This window comes from Pseudomonas sp. HC1(2025) (assembly GCF_058742075.1).
The window spans coordinates 4,677,718-4,695,820 of sequence record NZ_CP196017.1 but is presented as its reverse complement, the minus strand read 5'-3'; the positions used below and the strand labels follow the sequence as shown (position 1 = coordinate 4,695,820).

16 protein-coding genes are annotated in these 18,103 nt (G+C 61.6%); 10 read left to right on the top strand and 6 right to left on the bottom strand.

The genetic code is table 11. The features are described from left to right. Window positions 1-128 precede the first annotated feature (128 nt). On the bottom strand, window positions 129-1,619 hold the full coding sequence (locus ACSSVH_RS20980; RefSeq protein ID WP_492633679.1) for a leucyl aminopeptidase: 1,491 nt from the start codon (window positions 1,617-1,619) through the stop codon (window positions 129-131). A gap of 282 nt (window positions 1,620-1,901) precedes the next feature. Here ACSSVH_RS20980 and lptF point away from each other — a divergent pair, with 282 nt between their 5' ends. The 10 genes from lptF (at window position 1,902) to tadA (ending at window position 12,343) form a co-directional block, all read left to right on the top strand. Continuing rightward, window positions 1,902-3,020 (top strand): LPS export ABC transporter permease LptF, encoded by a 1,119-nt coding sequence (lptF, locus tag ACSSVH_RS20975; protein ID WP_169954504.1) that lies wholly within the window; start codon window positions 1,902-1,904, stop codon window positions 3,018-3,020. Continuing rightward, complete coding sequence (gene lptG / locus ACSSVH_RS20970; RefSeq protein ID WP_169954503.1) at window positions 3,013-4,092, top strand: LPS export ABC transporter permease LptG; 1,080 nt, start codon at window positions 3,013-3,015, stop codon at window positions 4,090-4,092. Before lptF ends, lptG begins: the two co-directional genes overlap by 8 nt. Before the next feature lie 152 nt (window positions 4,093-4,244). Further along, on the top strand, window positions 4,245-6,044 hold the full coding sequence (lepA, locus tag ACSSVH_RS20965; RefSeq protein ID WP_003210439.1) for a translation elongation factor 4: 1,800 nt from the start codon (window positions 4,245-4,247) through the stop codon (window positions 6,042-6,044). Between the two features lie 5 nt (window positions 6,045-6,049). Beyond that, window positions 6,050-6,904: a signal peptidase I gene (lepB, locus tag ACSSVH_RS20960; protein ID WP_032859965.1), complete on the top strand. Its 855-nt coding sequence runs from the start codon at window positions 6,050-6,052 to the stop codon at window positions 6,902-6,904. A 154-nt stretch (window positions 6,905-7,058) separates the two neighbouring features. Next, window positions 7,059-7,748, top strand: a complete 690-nt coding sequence (rnc, locus tag ACSSVH_RS20955; RefSeq protein ID WP_029297476.1) for a ribonuclease III — start codon at window positions 7,059-7,061, stop codon at window positions 7,746-7,748. Next, on the top strand, window positions 7,741-8,643 hold the full coding sequence (era, locus tag ACSSVH_RS20950; RefSeq protein WP_029297473.1) for a GTPase Era: 903 nt from the start codon (window positions 7,741-7,743) through the stop codon (window positions 8,641-8,643). The genes rnc and era overlap by 8 nt, the downstream gene beginning before the upstream one ends. Window positions 8,644-8,831: 188 nt before the next feature. Continuing rightward, on the top strand, window positions 8,832-9,521 hold the full coding sequence (gene recO, locus ACSSVH_RS20945) for a DNA repair protein RecO (protein ID WP_169954502.1): 690 nt from the start codon (window positions 8,832-8,834) through the stop codon (window positions 9,519-9,521). Window positions 9,522-9,572: 51 nt separating this feature from the next. Then, the gene (pdxJ, locus tag ACSSVH_RS20940) at window positions 9,573-10,316 is read left to right on the top strand and encodes a pyridoxine 5'-phosphate synthase (protein ID WP_432754579.1); all 744 of its coding nucleotides are present in this window, start codon (window positions 9,573-9,575) and stop codon (window positions 10,314-10,316) included. Window positions 10,317-10,466: 150 nt separating this feature from the next. After that, window positions 10,467-11,846: a multicopper oxidase family protein gene (locus tag ACSSVH_RS20935; RefSeq protein ID WP_492633678.1), complete on the top strand. Its 1,380-nt coding sequence runs from the start codon at window positions 10,467-10,469 to the stop codon at window positions 11,844-11,846. Beyond that, complete coding sequence (gene tadA / locus ACSSVH_RS20930) at window positions 11,846-12,343, top strand: tRNA adenosine(34) deaminase TadA (protein ID WP_169954499.1); 498 nt, start codon at window positions 11,846-11,848, stop codon at window positions 12,341-12,343. The genes ACSSVH_RS20935 and tadA overlap by 1 nt, the downstream gene beginning before the upstream one ends. Before the next feature lie 146 nt (window positions 12,344-12,489). On the opposite strand, the gene cmoB is transcribed toward tadA, so the two are convergent. The 5 genes from cmoB to lon form a co-directional block, all read right to left on the bottom strand. Further along, entirely contained in the window at window positions 12,490-13,446 is a 957-nt protein-coding gene (gene cmoB, locus ACSSVH_RS20925; protein WP_169954498.1) for a tRNA 5-methoxyuridine(34)/uridine 5-oxyacetic acid(34) synthase CmoB, read from the bottom strand. Further along, window positions 13,443-14,186, bottom strand: coding sequence for a carboxy-S-adenosyl-L-methionine synthase CmoA (cmoA, locus tag ACSSVH_RS20920; protein ID WP_169954497.1), 744 nt, complete (start codon window positions 14,184-14,186; stop codon window positions 13,443-13,445). The genes cmoB and cmoA overlap by 4 nt, the downstream gene beginning before the upstream one ends. A 36-nt stretch (window positions 14,187-14,222) precedes the next feature. After that, a complete protein-coding gene (locus ACSSVH_RS20915; protein ID WP_169954496.1) occupies window positions 14,223-14,879 on the bottom strand; it encodes a lysoplasmalogenase in 657 nt (218 codons plus the stop codon). A gap of 1 nt (window position 14,880) precedes the next feature. Beyond that, complete coding sequence (locus ACSSVH_RS20910) at window positions 14,881-15,273, bottom strand: protease inhibitor I42 family protein (protein ID WP_432754577.1); 393 nt, start codon at window positions 15,271-15,273, stop codon at window positions 14,881-14,883. A gap of 183 nt (window positions 15,274-15,456) precedes the next feature. Beyond that, window positions 15,457-17,877, bottom strand: coding sequence for an endopeptidase La (gene lon / locus ACSSVH_RS20905; RefSeq protein WP_262376934.1), 2,421 nt, complete (start codon window positions 17,875-17,877; stop codon window positions 15,457-15,459). Window positions 17,878-18,103 lie beyond the last annotated feature (226 nt).

The following is an 18,103-nucleotide window of genomic DNA, read 5'->3' as shown; positions in this document are numbered from 1 at the left end:
TTGCCTGTAGGAGCGAGCTTGCTCGCGAAAATCGTTAACGATGACGCGTTCATTCTGAATGAACGCGTTGTCCTCAGGTTTTTCGCGAGCAAGCTCGCTCCTACAGGGTCAAGCAGGGGCCGTGATGTTTAGGCCTTGGCGCGATCCAGCAGGTATTGGGTCAGCAGCGGCACCGGACGACCGGTAGCGCCCTTGTCTTTGCCTCCGCTGGTCCAGGCGGTGCCGGCGATGTCCAGGTGGGCCCAGTTGAAGTTCTTGGCAAAGCGCGACAGGAAGCAGGCGGCGGTGATGGTGCCGGCCTTTGGTCCGCCGATGTTGGCGATGTCGGCGAACGGGCTGTCCAGTTGCTCCTGGTACTCATCGAACAACGGCAGTTGCCACGCACGGTCGTCGGCGGCCTTGCCGGCGCTGAGCAGTTGCTCGACCAGCTCGTCGCTGTTGCCCAAAAGGCCCGAGGTATGGGAACCCAGGGCGACGATGCAGGCACCGGTCAGGGTCGCGATATCGATCACCGCCTGTGGCTTGAAGCGCTCGGCGTAGGTCAGGGCATCGCACAGCACCAGGCGGCCTTCGGCGTCGGTGTTGAGGATTTCCACGGTCTGGCCGCTCATAGTGGTGACGATGTCACCTGGGCGCGCAGCCCCGCCGCTCGGCATGTTCTCGGCACAGGCCAGGATGCACACCAGGTTGATCGGCAGCTTGAGTTCGAGCACGGCACGCAGGGTGCCGAAGACACTGGCGGCGCCGCCCATGTCGTACTTCATCTCGTCCATGCCGGCGCCCGGCTTGAGGCTGATGCCGCCAGTGTCGAAGGTGATGCCTTTACCGACCAGGGCGAACGGCTTGTCGGCCTTCTTGCCGCCGTTGTATTGCATGACGATCAGGCGGGGTGGCTGGTCGCTGCCCTGGCCCACGGCATAGAACGAGCCCATGCCCAGTTCCTTGATCTTCTTCTCGTCGAGCACTTCGACTTTCAGGCCCTTGAACTCTTTACCCAAGGCCTTGGCCTGTTCGCCGAGGTAGGTCGGGTGGCAGATGTTGGGTGGCATATTGCCCAGGTCGCGGGTGAACGCCATGCCGCCGGCGATGGCCTGGGCGTGGGTGGTGGCGCGCTGTACTTCAGCCTGGGCGGCCTTGATGGTCAGCAGGGTGATTTTCTTCAGGGCGCGGGGTTCGGCTTTCTGGCTCTTGAACTGGTCGAAGGTGTAGCCGCCATCCAGCAGGGTTTCGGCCAGCAGGCGGGTCTTGCCATAGCTGTCGCGGCCCTTGACCACGATTTCGTCCAGCGCCAGTGCCGCATCGCTGCCGCCCAGGCCCTTGAGGGTGTTGAGGATGGCGCTGATGATCTTGCGGAACGGGCGGTCGCCCAGTTCGGCGTCCTTGCCCACGCCCACCAGCAATACGCGGTCGGCCTTGAGGTTGGGCAGGCTTTGCAGCAGCAGGCTTTGGCCGACCTTGCCGGCCAGGTCGCCACGCTTGAGCACGGCGCTGATGGCGCCACCGCTCAGTTCATCGACTTGTTTGGCGGCCGCGCCGAGCTTGCGGCCTTCGCCGATGGCGACCACGAGGGTGGCGGTCTTCAACGTTTCGGGGCTAACGCTTTTTACAACCAATTCCATGTTCGGGTCCCTTATATAAGGTCAAAGAGCCTGGAGTCTGTACTCCGGCCTGTAGGCTGGGCCGCCTGTAGGCGAGCCCGACAAGGCCCGCAGTTTGTACCGCGCCGCCCGAGCCTGACAACCCTTGACGCCAGCTTTGTGCACGGGTGTGAGCAAGCTCCGTGACAGGCGCCGACAATCACAGGATAATGCGCCATCTTTTTCGCCGGCCCGTGTCAACGGGGCGACTTGATATGCTTGCTTGTTTGGCCGCCTTAGCCTGACAACCCTGGAGTGTCTGGTTTGATTGTCTTCCGTTATCTGTCCCGCGAAGTCCTGCTGACCCTGAGTGCCGTGAGTGCGGTGTTGCTGGTCATCATCATGAGTGGTCGTTTCGTCAAATACCTGGCCCAGGCTGCCTCGGGGGCCCTGGATCCGGGTTCGCTGTTCCTGATCATGGGCTTTCGCCTGCCGGGGTTCCTGCAACTGATCCTGCCCCTGGGCCTGTTTCTCGGGATCCTGCTGGCCTATGGCCGGCTCTACCTCGAAAGCGAGATGACCGTGCTCTCGGCCACTGGCATGAGCCAGCAGCGCCTGCTGGCCATGACCATGGTCCCGGCCACTGGCGTGGCGCTGGTGGTGGCCTGGTTGAGCCTGAGCCTGGCCCCCCAGGGCGCCATGCAGTTCCAACTGGTGCTCAACAAACAGGACGCGATGACCGAGTTCGACACCCTCGAACCGGGCCGTTTCCAGGCGCTCAACGACGGCACCCGCGTGACCTACACCGAGCGCATGACCGACGATCGGGCCAACCTCGGCGGCGTGTTCATCTCCGAGAAGCGCCTGGGCCAGGACAAGAAAGACCGTGGCATTTCCGTACTGGTGGCCGATAGCGGGCGCCAGGAAGTGCGTCCGGACGGCAGCCGCTACCTGATCCTGGAGAACGGCTATCGCTACGACGGCAGCCCCGGCCAGGCCGACTACCGCGCCATCAAATACGACACCTACGGGGTGATGCTGGCCCGGCCGGATGTGAGCAACGAGGTCACTGACCGCGACGCGATCCCGACCCCGGCCCTGATCGGCAGCAAGGAGTTGCGCTCGATTGCCGAACTGCAATGGCGTATTTCCCTGCCACTGCTGGTGTTTATCGTCACGCTGATGGCGGTGCCGCTGTCCCGGGTCAACCCGCGCCAGGGCCGCTTCCTCAAGTTGCTGCCGGCGATCCTGCTGTACATGGCCTACCTGACCATCCTGATTTCCGCCCGTGGCTCCCTGGAGAAGGGCAAGCTGTCGCCGACCCTGGGGCTGTGGTGGGTCCACGGCATCTTCCTGGTGATTGGCCTGGGCCTGCTGTATTGGGAACCGATTCGCTTGAAAATGCAGAGCCGTCGCGGCATGAAGGAGATGGCTCGTGGGTAAGTTGGATCGCTACATCGGTAGCAGCGTACTGGTCGCCATCCTGGCGGTATTGGGCATCATCCTCGGATTGGCGTCGTTGTTTGCCTTCATTGATGAAGTGGGCAACGTCACCGATACCTACACGGTCACTGACGTGCTGAGCTACGTGGCGCTGACCGCACCGCGCCGCCTCTACGACATGATGCCGATGGCCGCGCTGATCGGCTGCCTGATCGGCCTGGGCAGCCTGGCCAGCAACAGCGAGCTGACCATCATGCGCGCGGCGGGGGTGTCCATCGCCCGTATCGTCTGGGCGGTGATGAAACCCATGCTGCTGCTGATGGCCGCCAGTGTGTTGATCGGCGAATACGTGGCGCCACCGGCGGAAACCACCGCCCAGGCCAACCGTGCGCTGGCCCAGGGCTCGGGCGACGCCCAGAGCTCCAAGCGAGGCCTGTGGCACCGCCAGGGTGATGAATTCATCCACATCAACGCGGTGCAACCCGGTGGCCTGTTGGTGGGTGTTACCCGCTATCGCTTTGATGAAGAGCGCCACATGCTGTCGTCGAGCTTTGCCAAACGGGCACAGTTCAATGACAACCAGTGGGTGTTGAGCGATGTCACCACCACTCATTTCCGCAACCCCGGCAAAGGCACCGAGGCCAGCACCGAGGTGATCAACGAGCCGACACAGGCCTGGGACATCGCGCTCAAGCCGGAACTGCTCAATACCGTGGTGATGATCCCGGAAAGCCTGCCGATCTCCGGTTTGTGGAGCTATATCCACTACCTCAAGGACCAGGGCCTGAACAACGGCCGCTACTGGCTGGCATTTTGGGTCAAGGTGTTGCAGCCGGTGGTGACCGCTGCGCTGGTGTTGATGGCGATTTCGTTTATTTTCGGCCCGTTGCGCTCGGTAACCCTGGGCCAGCGGGTATTTACCGGGGTCTTGGTAGGGTTCACCTTCCGCATTGCCCAGGACCTGCTGGGGCCGTCGAGCCTGGTATTCGGCTTTTCGCCGCTGTTTGCGGTGCTGGTGCCGACTGCCATCTGTGCCCTGGCCGGGTTCTGGCTGCTGCGCCGGGCCGGTTGATCCGCGCTTGTTGAACAAAAAATGCCCCATTCGCAAGAACGGGGCATTTTTGTTATTGGTCGCCAAAGATGACGTCTGGCCCGAGCATCAGGTACAATTCCCGGCTATTTTTCAGCGGGCAATCTGCCTGCAGCCTTTTTGAGTGTTGATCCGTGAGTGATTTGAGTCATATCCGCAATTTCTCCATCATCGCCCACATTGACCATGGTAAGTCGACGCTGGCCGATCGATTCATCCAGATGTGCGGCGGCCTTGCCGAGCGTGAAATGGAAGCCCAGGTCCTGGACTCCATGGACCTCGAACGCGAGCGCGGGATCACCATCAAGGCCCACAGCGTTACCCTGTACTACACCGCCAAAGACGGTATCAAGTACCAGCTGAACTTCATTGACACCCCGGGCCACGTCGACTTTACCTATGAAGTCAGCCGTTCCCTGGCGGCCTGTGAAGGCGCGTTGCTGGTAGTGGATGCGGGCCAGGGCGTAGAAGCCCAGTCCGTGGCCAACTGCTACACCGCCATCGAGCAGGGCCTGGAAGTCATGCCGGTGCTGAACAAGATCGACCTGCCACAGGCCGATCCGGACCGCGTGAAGGAAGAAATCGAAAAAATCATCGGCATTGACGCCACCGACGCCGTCGAGTGCAGCGCCAAGACTGGCCTGGGTGTCGACGAAGTGCTCGAGCGCCTGGTCAAGACCATTCCCGCGCCAACCGGCAACTACGAAGATCCGCTGCAAGCGTTGATCATCGACTCCTGGTTCGACAACTACCTGGGCGTTGTGTCCCTGGTACGCGTGCGCCATGGCCGGGTGAAGAAGGGCGACAAGATCCTGGTCAAGTCCACCGGCAAGATCCACCTGGTGGACAGCGTCGGTGTATTCAACCCCAAGCACACCGCTACCACTGATCTGAAAGCCGGTGAAGTAGGCTTCATCATCGCCGGTATCAAGGACATCCACGGTGCGCCGGTCGGTGACACCCTGACCTTGAGCTCGACGCCTGATGTCGATGTGCTGCCAGGTTTCAAGCGCATCCAGCCACAGGTTTATGCCGGTCTGTTCCCGGTCAGCTCCGACGACTTCGAGGATTTTCGCGAAGCCCTGCAAAAGCTGACCCTCAACGACTCTTCGTTGCAGTACACCCCGGAAAGCTCCGACGCCCTGGGCTTCGGCTTCCGCTGCGGGTTCCTGGGCATGCTGCACATGGAGATCATCCAGGAGCGCCTGGAGCGCGAGTACGACCTGGACCTGATCACCACCGCGCCAACCGTTATTTTTGAGCTGGCGCTGAAAACCGGTGAAACGATTTACGTCGACAACCCGTCCAAGTTGCCGGATCTGTCGTCCATCGAAGACATGCGCGAACCGATCGTGCGCGCCAATATTCTTGTGCCGCAGGAACACCTGGGCAACGTCATTACCCTGTGTATCGAAAAGCGTGGCGTGCAGCACGACATGCTGTTCCTCGGTACCCAGGTCCAAGTGACCTACGATTTGCCGATGAACGAAGTGGTCCTGGACTTCTTTGACCGTCTCAAATCCACCAGTCGCGGCTATGCTTCGCTGGATTACCATTTCGACCGTTATCAATCGGCCAATCTGGTGAAGCTCGATGTATTGATCAACGGTGACAAGGTTGATGCCCTGGCGCTCATCGTCCACAAGGACAATGCGCACTACAAAGGTCGCCAACTGACCGAGAAGATGAAAGAACTGATTCCGCGCCAGATGTTCGACGTCGCGATCCAGGCCGCCATTGGCGGGCAGATCATTGCGCGGACTTCCGTCAAGGCACTCAGAAAGAACGTACTGGCCAAATGCTATGGCGGCGACGTGAGCCGTAAGCGCAAGCTGCTCGAGAAGCAAAAGGCCGGTAAAAAACGCATGAAGCAAGTGGGCAACGTGGAAATTCCACAAGAAGCCTTCCTTGCGGTGCTCAGGTTGGATAGTTAGGTCCTATGTCACTAAATTTCCCGCTGTTGCTGGTCATCGCCGTTGCCGTCTGTGGTCTCCTGGCGCTGCTCGATCTGCTGTTCTTCGCCCCGCGTCGTCGGGCGGCCATCGCGTCCTATCAGGGCAGCGTCAGCCAGCCCGATGGCGTAGTGATCGAGAAGCTGAACAAAGAGCCTTTGCTGGTTGAATACGGCAAGTCGTTCTTCCCGGTGTTGTTCATCGTGCTGGTGCTGCGCTCGTTTCTGGTAGAGCCGTTCCAGATTCCTTCGGGCTCGATGAAACCAACCCTGGATGTGGGCGACTTCATCCTGGTGAACAAGTTTTCCTACGGGATCCGCTTGCCGGTGATCGACAAGAAAATCATCGAGGTGGGTGATCCGCAGCGCGGCGATGTGATGGTATTCCGCTACCCAAGCGACCCGAACGTCAACTACATCAAGCGTGTGGTCGGCCTGCCGGGTGACGTGATCCGCTACACCAGCGACAAGCGCCTGTTCGTCAATGGCGAATCGGTGGCCGAGAAACTCATCGGTTCCGAGCCGAACACCCTGGGCAGCGCCGAGCTGTACGAGGAAAAACTCGGGGCGGTAGAGCACCAGATCCGCAAGGAAATGAGCCGCTACCGTTCGCCGCCCGACAACCAGTGGACCGTGCCTGCCGGGCACTACTTCATGATGGGCGACAACCGCGACAACTCCAATGACAGCCGCTACTGGGATGATCCAAGCATTCCCAAGGAGCTGCTGGGCATGGTTCCCGACCAGAATATCGTCGGCAAGGCCTTCGCGGTCTGGATGAGCTGGCCCGAACCCAAGCTCAGCCACCTGCCGAACTTCTCGCGGGTGGGACTGATCAAGTAATCCATGCGGCGCTGTGAACACAGCGCCGAATGCTTTTCTGGGGCTTGGACATTGGTCCGGCCTCGAGCAACACACAGCATTGCCAGGATTTGAATTTGAACACAGCGTTAATCGTCGATGGCCTTTGCCGCCACGTACTGAAAGTAGGTAAACCGTGAGCGTTTCTTTGAGTCGTCTTGAGCGTCAGCTCGGCTACACCTTCAAGGACCAGGAATTGATGGTCCTTGCCCTCACACACCGCAGTTTTGCCGGGCGCAACAACGAACGCCTGGAATTCCTCGGTGATGCCATTCTCAACTTCGCCGCTGGCGAAGCCCTGTTCAACCGCTTCCCCCTGGCCCGTGAAGGCCAGTTGTCGCGCCTGCGCGCGCGCCTGGTGAAAGGCGAGACCCTGGCCGTCCTGGCCCGTGGTTTTGACTTGGGCGAATACCTGCGCCTGGGTTCCGGCGAGTTGAAAAGCGGCGGTTTCCGCCGTGAGTCGATCCTGGCCGATGCCCTGGAAGCCCTGATCGGCGCGATCTATCTCGATGCCGGGATGGAAGTGGCCAAGGAACGGGTCATGGCCTGGCTGGCGTCGGAAATCGACAGCCTGACCCTGGTGGATACCAACAAGGATCCCAAGACCCGCCTGCAGGAATTTTTGCAGTCGCGCGGCTGCGAACTGCCACGCTACGAAGTGGTGGATATCCAGGGTGAGCCGCATTGCCGTGTGTTCTTCGTCGAATGCGAAGTCACCTTATTGAACGAAAAAAGCCGAGGTCAGGGTGTGAGCCGTCGTATTGCCGAACAGGTAGCGGCCGCTGCAGCACTGATTGCCCTGGGCGTGGAGAATGGCCATGACTGATTCAACCGCAACACGCTGTGGCTATGTTGCCATCGTCGGCCGTCCCAACGTGGGCAAGTCCACGCTGCTCAACCATATCCTGGGGCAGAAGCTGGCGATCACCTCGCGCAAGCCGCAGACCACCCGCCACAACATGCTGGGCATCAAGACCGAAGGCAACGTGCAAGCGGTCTATGTCGACACCCCGGGCATGCACAAAGGCGGCGAGAAAGCCCTGAATCGCTACATGAACAAGACCGCTTCAGCGGCGTTGAAAGACGTCGACGTGGTGATCTTCGTGGTTGACCGCACCAAGTGGACCGATGAGGACCAGATGGTGCTGGAGCGTGTGCAGTATGTCACCGGCCCGTTGATCGTCGCGCTGAACAAGACTGACCGTATCGAAGACAAAGCCGAGTTGATGCCGCACCTGAGCTGGTTGCAGGAACAACTGCCGAACGCCCAGATCATGCCGATCTCGGCCCAGCACGGGCACAACCTCGAAGCCCTGGAGCGGGTGATCGCCGGCTACCTGCCGGAGAACGAGCACTTCTTCCCGGAAGACCAGATCACCGACCGCAGCAGCCGTTTCCTCGCCGCCGAACTGGTACGCGAGAAAATCATGCGCCAGATGGGCGCCGAGCTGCCGTACCAGATCACCGTGGAAATCGAAGAGTTCAAGCAGCAGGGCAAGACCCTGCATATCCACGCGCTGATCCTCGTCGAACGTGACGGCCAGAAAAAAATCATCATTGGCGACAAGGGCGAGCGCATCAAGCGCATCGGCACCGAGGCGCGCAAGGACATGGAATTGCTGTTCGATTCCAAGATCATGCTTAACCTGTGGGTGAAGGTTAAGGGCGGCTGGTCTGATGATGAGCGCGCACTGCGCTCCCTGGGCTACGGCGACCTGTAATCAGTCACCAGTAACACCGCAGGACAAAATGTGGGAGCGGGCTTGTGTGGGAGCTGGCTTGCCTGCGATAGCATCGCCTCGGTTTACGTGACACATCGAGGCGTCTGCATCGCAGGCAAGCCAGCTCCCACACAAGACAGGTCCCACATTGGTTTATCGCTGTTCTTAAGTTCTGCGAAGAGACATTCATGTCCCAATCCCCACCCCCCAGCCAACCCGCCTACGTCCTGCACAGCCGCGCCTACCGCGAGACCAGCGCCCTGGTGGACTTCCTCACGCCCCAAGGCCGGCTGCGCGCGGTATTGCGCAGCGCGCGGGGCAAGGCGGGCACGTTGGCGCGGCCATTCGTGGCCCTGGAGGTGGAGTTTCGCGGCAAGGGTGAGCTGAAAAACGTCGGCCGCCTGGAAAGCATCGGCACCTCGGCCTGGCTCAATGGCGAGGCGCTATTCAGTGGCCTGTACCTCAACGAACTGCTGATCCGTCTTTTGCCCGCCGAAGACCCGCACCCAGCGGTGTTCGATCACTACGCCGCCACCTTGCTGGCCCTGGCCGAAGGCCGTCCCCTGGAGCCGCTGTTGCGTGCCTTCGAATGGCGCCTGCTCGACGACCTGGGCTACGGTTTTGAACTGAGCAACGACCTGCACGGCGAGCCCATCGCCAGCGACGGCATGTACCGCCTGCAAGTGGACGCCGGGCTGGAGCGCGTCTATCTGCTGCAACCGGGCCTGTTCCAGGGCACCGAACTGCTGGCCATGAGCGAGGCTGACTGGACAGCGCCTGGCGCCCTGTCTGCCGCCAAGCGCCTGATGCGCCAGGCCCTGGCCGTGCATCTGGGCGGTCGGCCATTGGTCAGTCGCGAGTTGTTTCGAAAGCCCTGACATCCCCGTGTATGCTGTGCGCCGATTCTTTCCCTTTTCAGGAGCGCTTCCGTGACCACCAGCAATCGCATTCTTCTTGGCGTCAACATCGACCACGTTGCCACCCTGCGCCAGGCCCGGGGCACCCGCTACCCTGATCCGGTCAAGGCCGCACTGGATGCCGAAGAAGCAGGCGCCGACGGTATCACCGTGCACCTGCGCGAAGACCGCCGGCACATTCAGGAGCGCGACGTACTGGTGCTCAAGGACGTGCTGCAAACCCGCATGAACTTCGAAATGGGCATCACCGAAGAAATGATGGCCTTCGCCGAGCGCATCCGTCCGGCGCATATCTGCCTGGTCCCGGAAACCCGCCAGGAACTGACCACCGAAGGCGGCCTGGATGTGGCCGGCCAGGAAGCGCGGATCAAAGCCGCCGTCGAGCGCCTTTCGCAGATCGGCAGTGAAGTCTCGCTGTTCATCGATGCCGACGAACGACAGATCGAAGCCTCGCGCCGTGTGGGCGCCCCGGCCATTGAGTTGCACACCGGACGCTACGCCGATGCCACAACCCCGACCGAAGTCGCCGACGAACTGCAACGCATCATCGATGGCGTGGCCTGCGGCCTGCGTGAGGGCCTGGTGGTCAACGCCGGCCATGGCCTGCACTACCACAACGTCGAAGCCGTGGCGGCGATCAAGGGCATCAATGAACTGAACATCGGCCACGCCCTGGTCGCCCATGCGCTGTTCGTCGGCTTCAAGGGCGCGGTCGCTGAGATGAAAGCGCTGATCCTGGCCGCCGCCAAGCCCTGAGCAACGCTGAAGATCCAACGTGGGACGGGCTTGTGTGGGAGCGGGCCCTTTCCCACATGCGGCAATGCGAAGCCTTACTGTTTAGCCAGCAGGGGTGTATCGTATTTGCCCTTTGCGGGCCCTGGGCCCGCGCAGATCCGTGAGGTTGTTGTGTCCCGATCCTTTTCCCGTCGACAAATCCTTGGTGGCCTCGCCGGCCTGGCAGTGGTGGGTGTCGGTGCCGGTGGCGCCTATCGCTACTGGCTGGGGAAAGTCGCGGACGCCAGCGTCGGGCGTGATTACGAGTTGATTGCCGCACCGTTGGACGTGGAACTGGTGCCGGGACACAAGACCGAAGCCTGGGCTTTCGGCCCCTCGGCGCCGGGCACCGAGTTGCGTGTACGCCAGGGCGAATGGCTGCGGGTGCGCTTTATCAACCACCTGCCCGTTGCCACCACCATCCACTGGCACGGCATCCGCCTGCCCCTGGAAATGGACGGCGTGCCGTACGTCTCGCAATTGCCGGTACTGCCTGGCGAGTATTTCGACTACCAGTTCCGCGTGCCCGACGCCGGCAGCTACTGGTATCACCCCCATGTCAGCAGCAGCGAAGAGCTGGGCCGTGGCCTGGTCGGCCCATTGATTGTCGAGGAGCGCGAGCCCACCGGCTTCCAGCACGAACGCACCCTGAGCCTGAAAAACTGGCACATCGACGAGCAGGGTGAGTTCGTCGAGTTCAGCATCCCCCGCGAAGCAGCCCGTGGCGGTACGGCCGGGCGCCTGTCGACCATCAACGGTGTGCCGCAGGCGGTCATCGACCTGCCTGCCGGGCAAATCACCCGGGTGCGCTTGCTCAACCTCGACAACACCCTGACCTATCGCCTGAACATTCCCAACGCCCAGGCGCAGATCTACGCGCTGGATGGCAACCCCATCGAGCCACGGCCTTTGGGCAAGGAATACTGGCTAGGCCCGGGCATGCGCATCTGCCTGGCAATCAAGGCTCCGCCGGCCGGCGAAGAGCTGTCGATCCGCAATGGCCCGGTGCGTCTGGGTACCTTTCGCTCGGTGGCTAATACTGATGCGCCGGGCGAGTGGCCGCCCGCGTTGCCGGCCAACCCGATTGCCGAGCCGGACCTGGCCAATGCCGAGAAACTCAACTTCAATTTCGAATGGGTCGGCTCGGTCTCGGTCAACGTCGAAAACAGGCCGCCGAGCCTGTGGCAGATCAACGGCCAGGCCTGGGATATCACCGACAAGACCTGCGCCGACCGCCCGATTGCCAAGCTCGAGTTGGGCAAGAGCTACATCTTTGAATTGAAAAACATGACCCAGTACCAGCACCCGATCCACCTGCATGGCATGAGCTTCAAGGTCATCGCCTCGAACCGCCATAAAGTGACGCCGTACTTCACCGACACCTACCTGCTGGGCAAGAACGAGCGCGCCCGCGTGGCGTTGGTGGCGGATAACCCCGGGGTGTGGATGTTCCACTGCCATGTGATCGACCACATGGAAACCGGCCTGATGGCCGCCATCGAGGTGGCGTGATGCGCCAGATTCGCCCCACGGCGATCATCGACCGCAGCCGTGACCAGGACTTCATGCGTGAAGCCCTGGCTCTTGCCGCCCAGGGCGCGGCCCTGGGTGAAGTACCGGTAGGCGCGGTGCTGGTGCAGGACGGCGAAATCATCGGGCGCGGCTTCAACTGCCCGATCAGCGGCAGCGACCCGAGCGCCCATGCCGAGATGGTCGCCATCCGCGCGGCGGCCCAGGCCGTCAGCAACTACCGCCTGCCGGGCAGCACGCTGTACGTGACCCTTGAGCCGTGCAGCATGTGCGCCGGGCTGATCGTCCACTCGCGCATCGCCCGGGTGGTGTACGGCGCGCTGGAGCCCAAGGCCGGGATTGTGCAGAGCCAGGGGCAGTTCTTCAGCCAGGGCTTTCTCAATCACCGGGTGTTGTATGAAGGCGGGGTGTTGGCCGAGGAGTGTGGGACGGTGTTGAGTGAGTTCTTCAAGGCCAGAAGGGCCAAGCCCAGCACCTGATCTCAATGTGAAAACCCAATCACTGTGGGAGCTGGCTTGCCTGCGATAGCGGTCTGCCAGTTGCCAAATGTGTAGCTGACCCACCGCTATCGCAGGCAAGCCAGCTCCCACATTCTTGATCTGCATTTTCTCAGGGCGATTGGGGGTTACTTCTTGGCGATAATCACCGCGCGCATCGGCGCCGGCAGCCCTTCAATCGTCTTGCTGTGATCCTCAGGGTCGAGGAAGTCACTCAAGGACTGATACTTCATCCACTCTGTCCCACGCTGTTCCTCGACCGTGGTCACGCTCACATCCACGCAACGCACTTCGCTGAACCCGGCACGCCGCAGCCAGAGCATCAACGCCGGCACCGAAGGCAGGAACCACACATTACGCATCTGTGCGTAACGGTCTTCTGGCACCAGTACCTGTTGTTGATCACCCTCGATCACCAACGTCTCCAGCACCAGTTCGCCTCCCTTGACCAGGCAATCCTTGAGCGCCAGCAAATGCTCGATCGGCGAGCGGCGGTGGTAGAACACGCCCATGGAGAACACTGTGTCGAAACCTTCCATGTTCGGCGGCAGGTCCTCGAACGGGAACGGCAGGTGCCAGGCGTTGGGGGCCGACAGGTAGCGCTGCACCGCCTGGAACTGGCAGAAGAACAGCCAGTTGGGATCCACGCCAATCACACTGTCGGCGCCGGCGCCGAGCATGCGCCACATGTAATAACCGTTGCCACAGCCCACATCGAGGATGCGCTTGCCTTTGAGGTTCAGGTGCGGCGCGACCCGCGACCATTTCCAGTCCGAGCGCCATTCGGTGTCCACATGCACCCCGAACAGGTTGAACGGCCCCTTGCGCCACGGGCTCAGGCCCATCAGCGCGGCATGCATCTGCTCACGGGTTGCGTCATCGCAATCGGTGTCCAGGGTCAGGCCGTTCAGCAGGTCGATTTTGCTTGGCTGGATCTTGGGCAAGGCGTCCAGCGCACTTTGCCAGCGGGCCAGGTCGCCATGGCCCTTTTCCATCTTTGCATCGAGTTGTGCTTGCAGGCCCTGGGCCCATACGGCCAGGGGAGTGCCGACCAGATGGCGGGCGAGGGGAGACAGATCAATCATGGCAAGGCAATCAACGAGGCAAAGTTAAGACACTGGAACCACGGCACGACTTTCGAGAACCCGGCCGCCAGCAGGCGTTCACGGTGTTCCTCGAGGCTGTCGGGCTTCATGACGTTTTCGATGGCGCTGCGCTTCTGGGCGATTTCCAGTTCGCTGTAGCCGTTGGCGCGCTTGAACGCCACGTGCAGATCGGTGAGCAATGCATGTTCTTCGGGATCATTGAAGCGCAGTTTTTCCGAGAGAATCAGCGCGCCACCGGGCAGCAGCGCCTGGCGAATCCGCCCAAGCAGCGCCAGGCGCTCCTCGGGGGCGATAAATTGCAGGGTGAAATTCAGCGCCACCACCGAGGCCGGCTGGAACTGCAGGGCGAGGATATCGCCTTCGATTACCTCCACCGGCAGCAGCTCCTGGAACATCGAATCCTGGCCGTTGAGGTATTCGCGGCAGCGCTCGACCATCGCCGCCGAGTTATCCACAGCGATCACCCGGCAGCCGTCGGTGCGCACATGGCGCCGCAGGGCCTGGGTCACCGCGCCCAGGGACGAACCCAGGTCATACAGCACACTGCCCGGCTGGGCGAACTGCGCTGCCAGTACGCCGAGGTTCTCGACAATGGTCGGGTAACCGGGCACCGAACGCTTGATCATGTCCGGGAACACCCGCACCACGTCCTCGTTAAAGGCGAAGTCCGGCACCTGGGGCAAGGGCTGGGCGAATAGGCGATCGGGTTCTTTGCTCACGGCTGTTCCGGCGACGAAGTGGAAAAGGCCGGCATTTTAGCCAGGTTGGCGAGGCGATGCGCGGGTTGTCTGATGGAAAGCCGATGCGGTGATGCCCCATTGCCCCAACCAGTAGGTGATGATCAACAGATACGGCGCGGCATCGAAGGTCACCACAAAGCGGTTGATGCCGATCAGCGTGTCGGAAAACACAAACAACGCCGCGCCGATGGCCGCCAGCTGTGCCGAGCGCTTGGGCACGTCGCTGCCCAGGCGAGCCAGCGCACGCCAGAGCATGGCGCTGATCACCAACGCGTACACCACCACCGGAATCAGCAAATCGCCCAGGCCGTGGGAAATCAGGATGCTCAACAAAATTGCCCCAACCCCCAGCGCCAGGGCCAGTGGCAACAGGGCCGGGCGGCGGCAGTCGCTGAAGTAGGCCTTGAGGTACGCCAGATGCGCGAACAAAAACGCGCCCAGGCCGAAGATAAACAGGTCGCCGGGCCAGGCCAGCAACACATCGCCCACTACGGAGAAAATCAACCCCAGGCTGATCCAGCGTCGATAGTCGCTGGGCGGCGCGTCATGCAGCCAGCCCAGCATCGCCAGCACTGGTAGCGGCTTGACCAACAGGCAAAGCAAGGTGGCATGCGTGCTCAGACCGTAGATAAAGGTACCGGCACCCATCAACGCAAGAATCATCCATGGCATATCAGTTCACCGTAATGGCGCAGTCAAAGGTGTCCACCGGATTCACTTCCGGGGCCCAGGGTTGTTGGGAAGTCAGGCGCAGGCGGCCACTACCTGCGGTAAAGGCCTGGAAGCGCCAGGTGGATTGCCCGGCGGCACCCACTACGCCGGCGTCCTCCGGGTTGCTGTAGACCTCGGGGCCGAGGCTGCGCAGCACGCCGCCGGCCGAATCCTGGATCGCCCAGCGATAACCGGTGGTGGGGTTGCTCGGCAAGGTCAGGGTCAGGTTTTGCCCGGCCTTGAGCTTGAGCGGGCAGGCGCTCTGTTTTTCGACGGTGACGTTTTGCTTCGGTGCACTGGCGCAAGCCCCGAGCAGGGCGAGGCTTAGCGCAAGAAGCAGGCGGGCAGCGGTCATGAAGGCTCCGTTTATTGGCGACGAAGGGCGAGCATAACCGAAGATGAGACAAGGTGTTACAGCAGGGGGTTGATGTTGGCCGTGCTGGCCCTATCGCGGGCAAGCCCGCTCCTACAGAGTACGCATTCCAACTGTAGGAGCGGGCTTGCCCGCGATGAGGCCAGTGCAGGCGCTACAGAACTATCAGAACAACACCTTCGCCACATCCGCAAACCGCTTGGCAAAGTGCACCGTCATGCCCTCTTTGAGGTACTCCGGCAACTCTTCAAAGCTGCCACGGTTAGGCTCTGGCAGGATCAACTCGTGAATCTTCTGCCGCCGCGCCGCAATTACCTTCTCGCGCACACCGCCAATCGGCAGTACATGCCCGGTCAGGGTCAGTTCGCCGGTCATGGCCACGCCTTTTTTCGGCGGCTGGTTGCGTGCCAGCGAGAGCAACGCACTGGCCATGGTCACCCCGGCACTTGGGCCGTCCTTGGGCGTGGCGCCTTCCGGCACGTGCAGGTGCACGAAGGCTTCGTCGAAGAACTTCGGGTCACCGCCAAACGACTTCAGGTTGGAACTGATGTAGCTGTAGGCGATTTCGGCGGATTCCTTCATCACTTCACCCAACTGCCCGGTGAGCTTGAAGCCGCGATTGAGCGTGTGGATGCGCGTCGCCTCGATCGGCAAGGTGGCGCCACCCATGCTGGTCCAGGCCAGGCCGGTGATGACACCCGTGCCCGACAGTACCTGCTCGTTACGGAACACCGGCATGCCCAGGGAGCTTTCCAGGTCCTTGTTGCCGATCTTGATCACCGAGTCCGGCTCATCCAGCAGCTTGACCACCGCCTTGCGTACCAGCTTGCCCAGTTGCTTCTCCAGCTGGCGCACCCCGGCTTCGCGGGCATAGCCGTCGATCAGCGCGCGCAGGGCGCCGTCGGTGATGCTCAGGCTGGTTTTTGCCACACCAGCTTTTTCCAGCTGCTTGGGCCACAGGTGGCGCTTGGCGATGGCGACTTTTTCTTCGGTGATGTAGCCCGACAGGCGAATCACTTCCATGCGGTCCAGCAACGGGCCGGGGATCGAGTCCAGGGTGTTGGCGGTGCACACGAACAGCACTTTGGACAGGTCCAGGCGCAGGTCCAGGTAGTGGTCGAGGAATTCGACGTTCTGTTCCGGGTCGAGGGTTTCCAGCAGGGCCGACGCCGGGTCGCCCTGGTAGCTCTGGCCCATCTTGTCGATCTCGTCGAGCATGATCACCGGGTTCATCACTTCTACATCTTTGAGCGCCTGCACCAGCTTGCCCGGCAGGGCGCCGATGTAGGTGCGGCGATGGCCCTTGATCTCGGCCTCGTCGCGCATGCCGCCGACGCTGAAGCGGTAGAACGGCCGCCCCAGGGACTCGGCAATCGATTTGCCGACGCTGGTCTTGCCCACGCCCGGCGGTCCCACCAGCAGCACGATGGAGCCGGCGACTTCGCCTTTATAGGCGCCCACGGCAAGGAACTCGAGGATGCGACTCTTGATGTCGTCCAGCCCCGCATGGTGTTTATCCAGGACTTTGCGTGCGTGCTTGAGGTCGAGCTTGTCCTCCCCATACACGCCCCACGGCACCGAGGTGGCCCAGTCCAGGTAATTGCGCGTCACCGCGTACTCCGGCGACCCGGTCTCGAGGATCGACAGCTTGTTCAGCTCTTCATCGATGCGTTTCTGCGCCTGGGCCGGCAGCACCTTGCCTTCCAGGCGTTGCTCGAACTGCTCGACGTCGGCACTGCGGTCGTCCTTGGTCAGCCCCAGCTCCTGCTGGATCACCTTGAGCTGTTCCTTGAGGAAGAACTCGCGCTGGTGCTCGCCGATCTTGCGGTTCACCTCGGCGGAAATTTCCTTTTGCAGGCGCGCAACTTCCACCTCTTTGCGCAGCATCGGCAAGACTTTTTCCATGCGCTTGAGCATCGGCACGCAGTCCAGCACTTCCTGCAACTCGTTGCCGGTGGCCGAGGTCAGTGCGGCGGCGAAGTCGGTCAGGGGCGACGGGTCGTTGGGGCTGAAGCGGTTGAGGTAGTTCTTCAGCTCTTCGCTGTACAGCGGGTTGAGCGGCAGCAGTTCCTTGATCGCATTGATCAGCGCCATGCCGTAGGCCTTGACCTCATCGGTCGGCTCGCTGGGCTGGTGCGGGTATTCGACTTCCACCAGGTACGGTGGGCGGTGATGCTTGAGCCAGGTCTTGATGCGCACGCGGGTCAGGCCCTGGGCAACGAACTGCAGCTTGCCGTTTTCGCGGCTGGCGTGATGCACCTTGACCAGGGTGCCGTACAGCGGCAGGGCGGAGGTGTCGAAATGCCGTGGGTCTTCGGGTGGCGTGTCCATGAAGAACAGCGCGAGGGAGTGATGGTCGGATTTGCTCACCAACTCCAGGGTCTCGGCCCAGGGTTCTTCATTGACGATCACCGGCAACACTTGCGCCGGGAAGAACGGGCGGTTGTGGATCGGGATGATATAGACCTTGTCCGGCAGGTTTTGCCCAGGCAGGGCCAGGCCGGTGTTGGACGACGGGGTTTGTGCGTTTTCGGGGTCGGCGTAGTCGTTGAGGTCGATATCGGGGAATTCTTGCTGGTCGCTCATGGGGCACCTGCATAGTGAAGTATGGAGGTTAGATGGGGCAGGTGAGCGGTGGTTTCAATGGCGGCGGGTGGTTAGCAACAAATTGCATGATATTTCGACGTCAGCGCGGTGCCGCTGCGGGAACGGGCAAGTCACCGCGCACCGGCACTCTCTTGCGCAAAAAAACACGGCGATTTGAGGCCTGCCCGTGGGGTTTAGACGGTGATCTGTCGTCAAAATAATGTCA

Coding starts and splice junctions, on each gene's coding strand:
- cmoB (WP_169954498.1), bottom strand. CDS start 13,446: ATGATTGATCTGTCTCCCCTCGCCCGCCATCTGGTCGGCACTCCCCTG.
- tadA (WP_169954499.1), top strand. CDS start 11,846: ATGCGCCAGATTCGCCCCACGGCGATCATCGACCGCAGCCGTGACCAG.
- era (WP_029297473.1), top strand. CDS start 7,741: ATGACTGATTCAACCGCAACACGCTGTGGCTATGTTGCCATCGTCGGC.
- lepB (WP_032859965.1), top strand. CDS start 6,050: ATGTCACTAAATTTCCCGCTGTTGCTGGTCATCGCCGTTGCCGTCTGT.
- ACSSVH_RS20915 (WP_169954496.1), bottom strand. CDS start 14,879: ATGCCATGGATGATTCTTGCGTTGATGGGTGCCGGTACCTTTATCTAC.
- ACSSVH_RS20980 (WP_492633679.1), bottom strand. CDS start 1,619: ATGGAATTGGTTGTAAAAAGCGTTAGCCCCGAAACGTTGAAGACCGCC.
- recO (WP_169954502.1), top strand. CDS start 8,832: ATGTCCCAATCCCCACCCCCCAGCCAACCCGCCTACGTCCTGCACAGC.
- ACSSVH_RS20910 (WP_432754577.1), bottom strand. CDS start 15,273: ATGACCGCTGCCCGCCTGCTTCTTGCGCTAAGCCTCGCCCTGCTCGGG.
- lon (WP_262376934.1), bottom strand. CDS start 17,877: ATGAGCGACCAGCAAGAATTCCCCGATATCGACCTCAACGACTACGCC.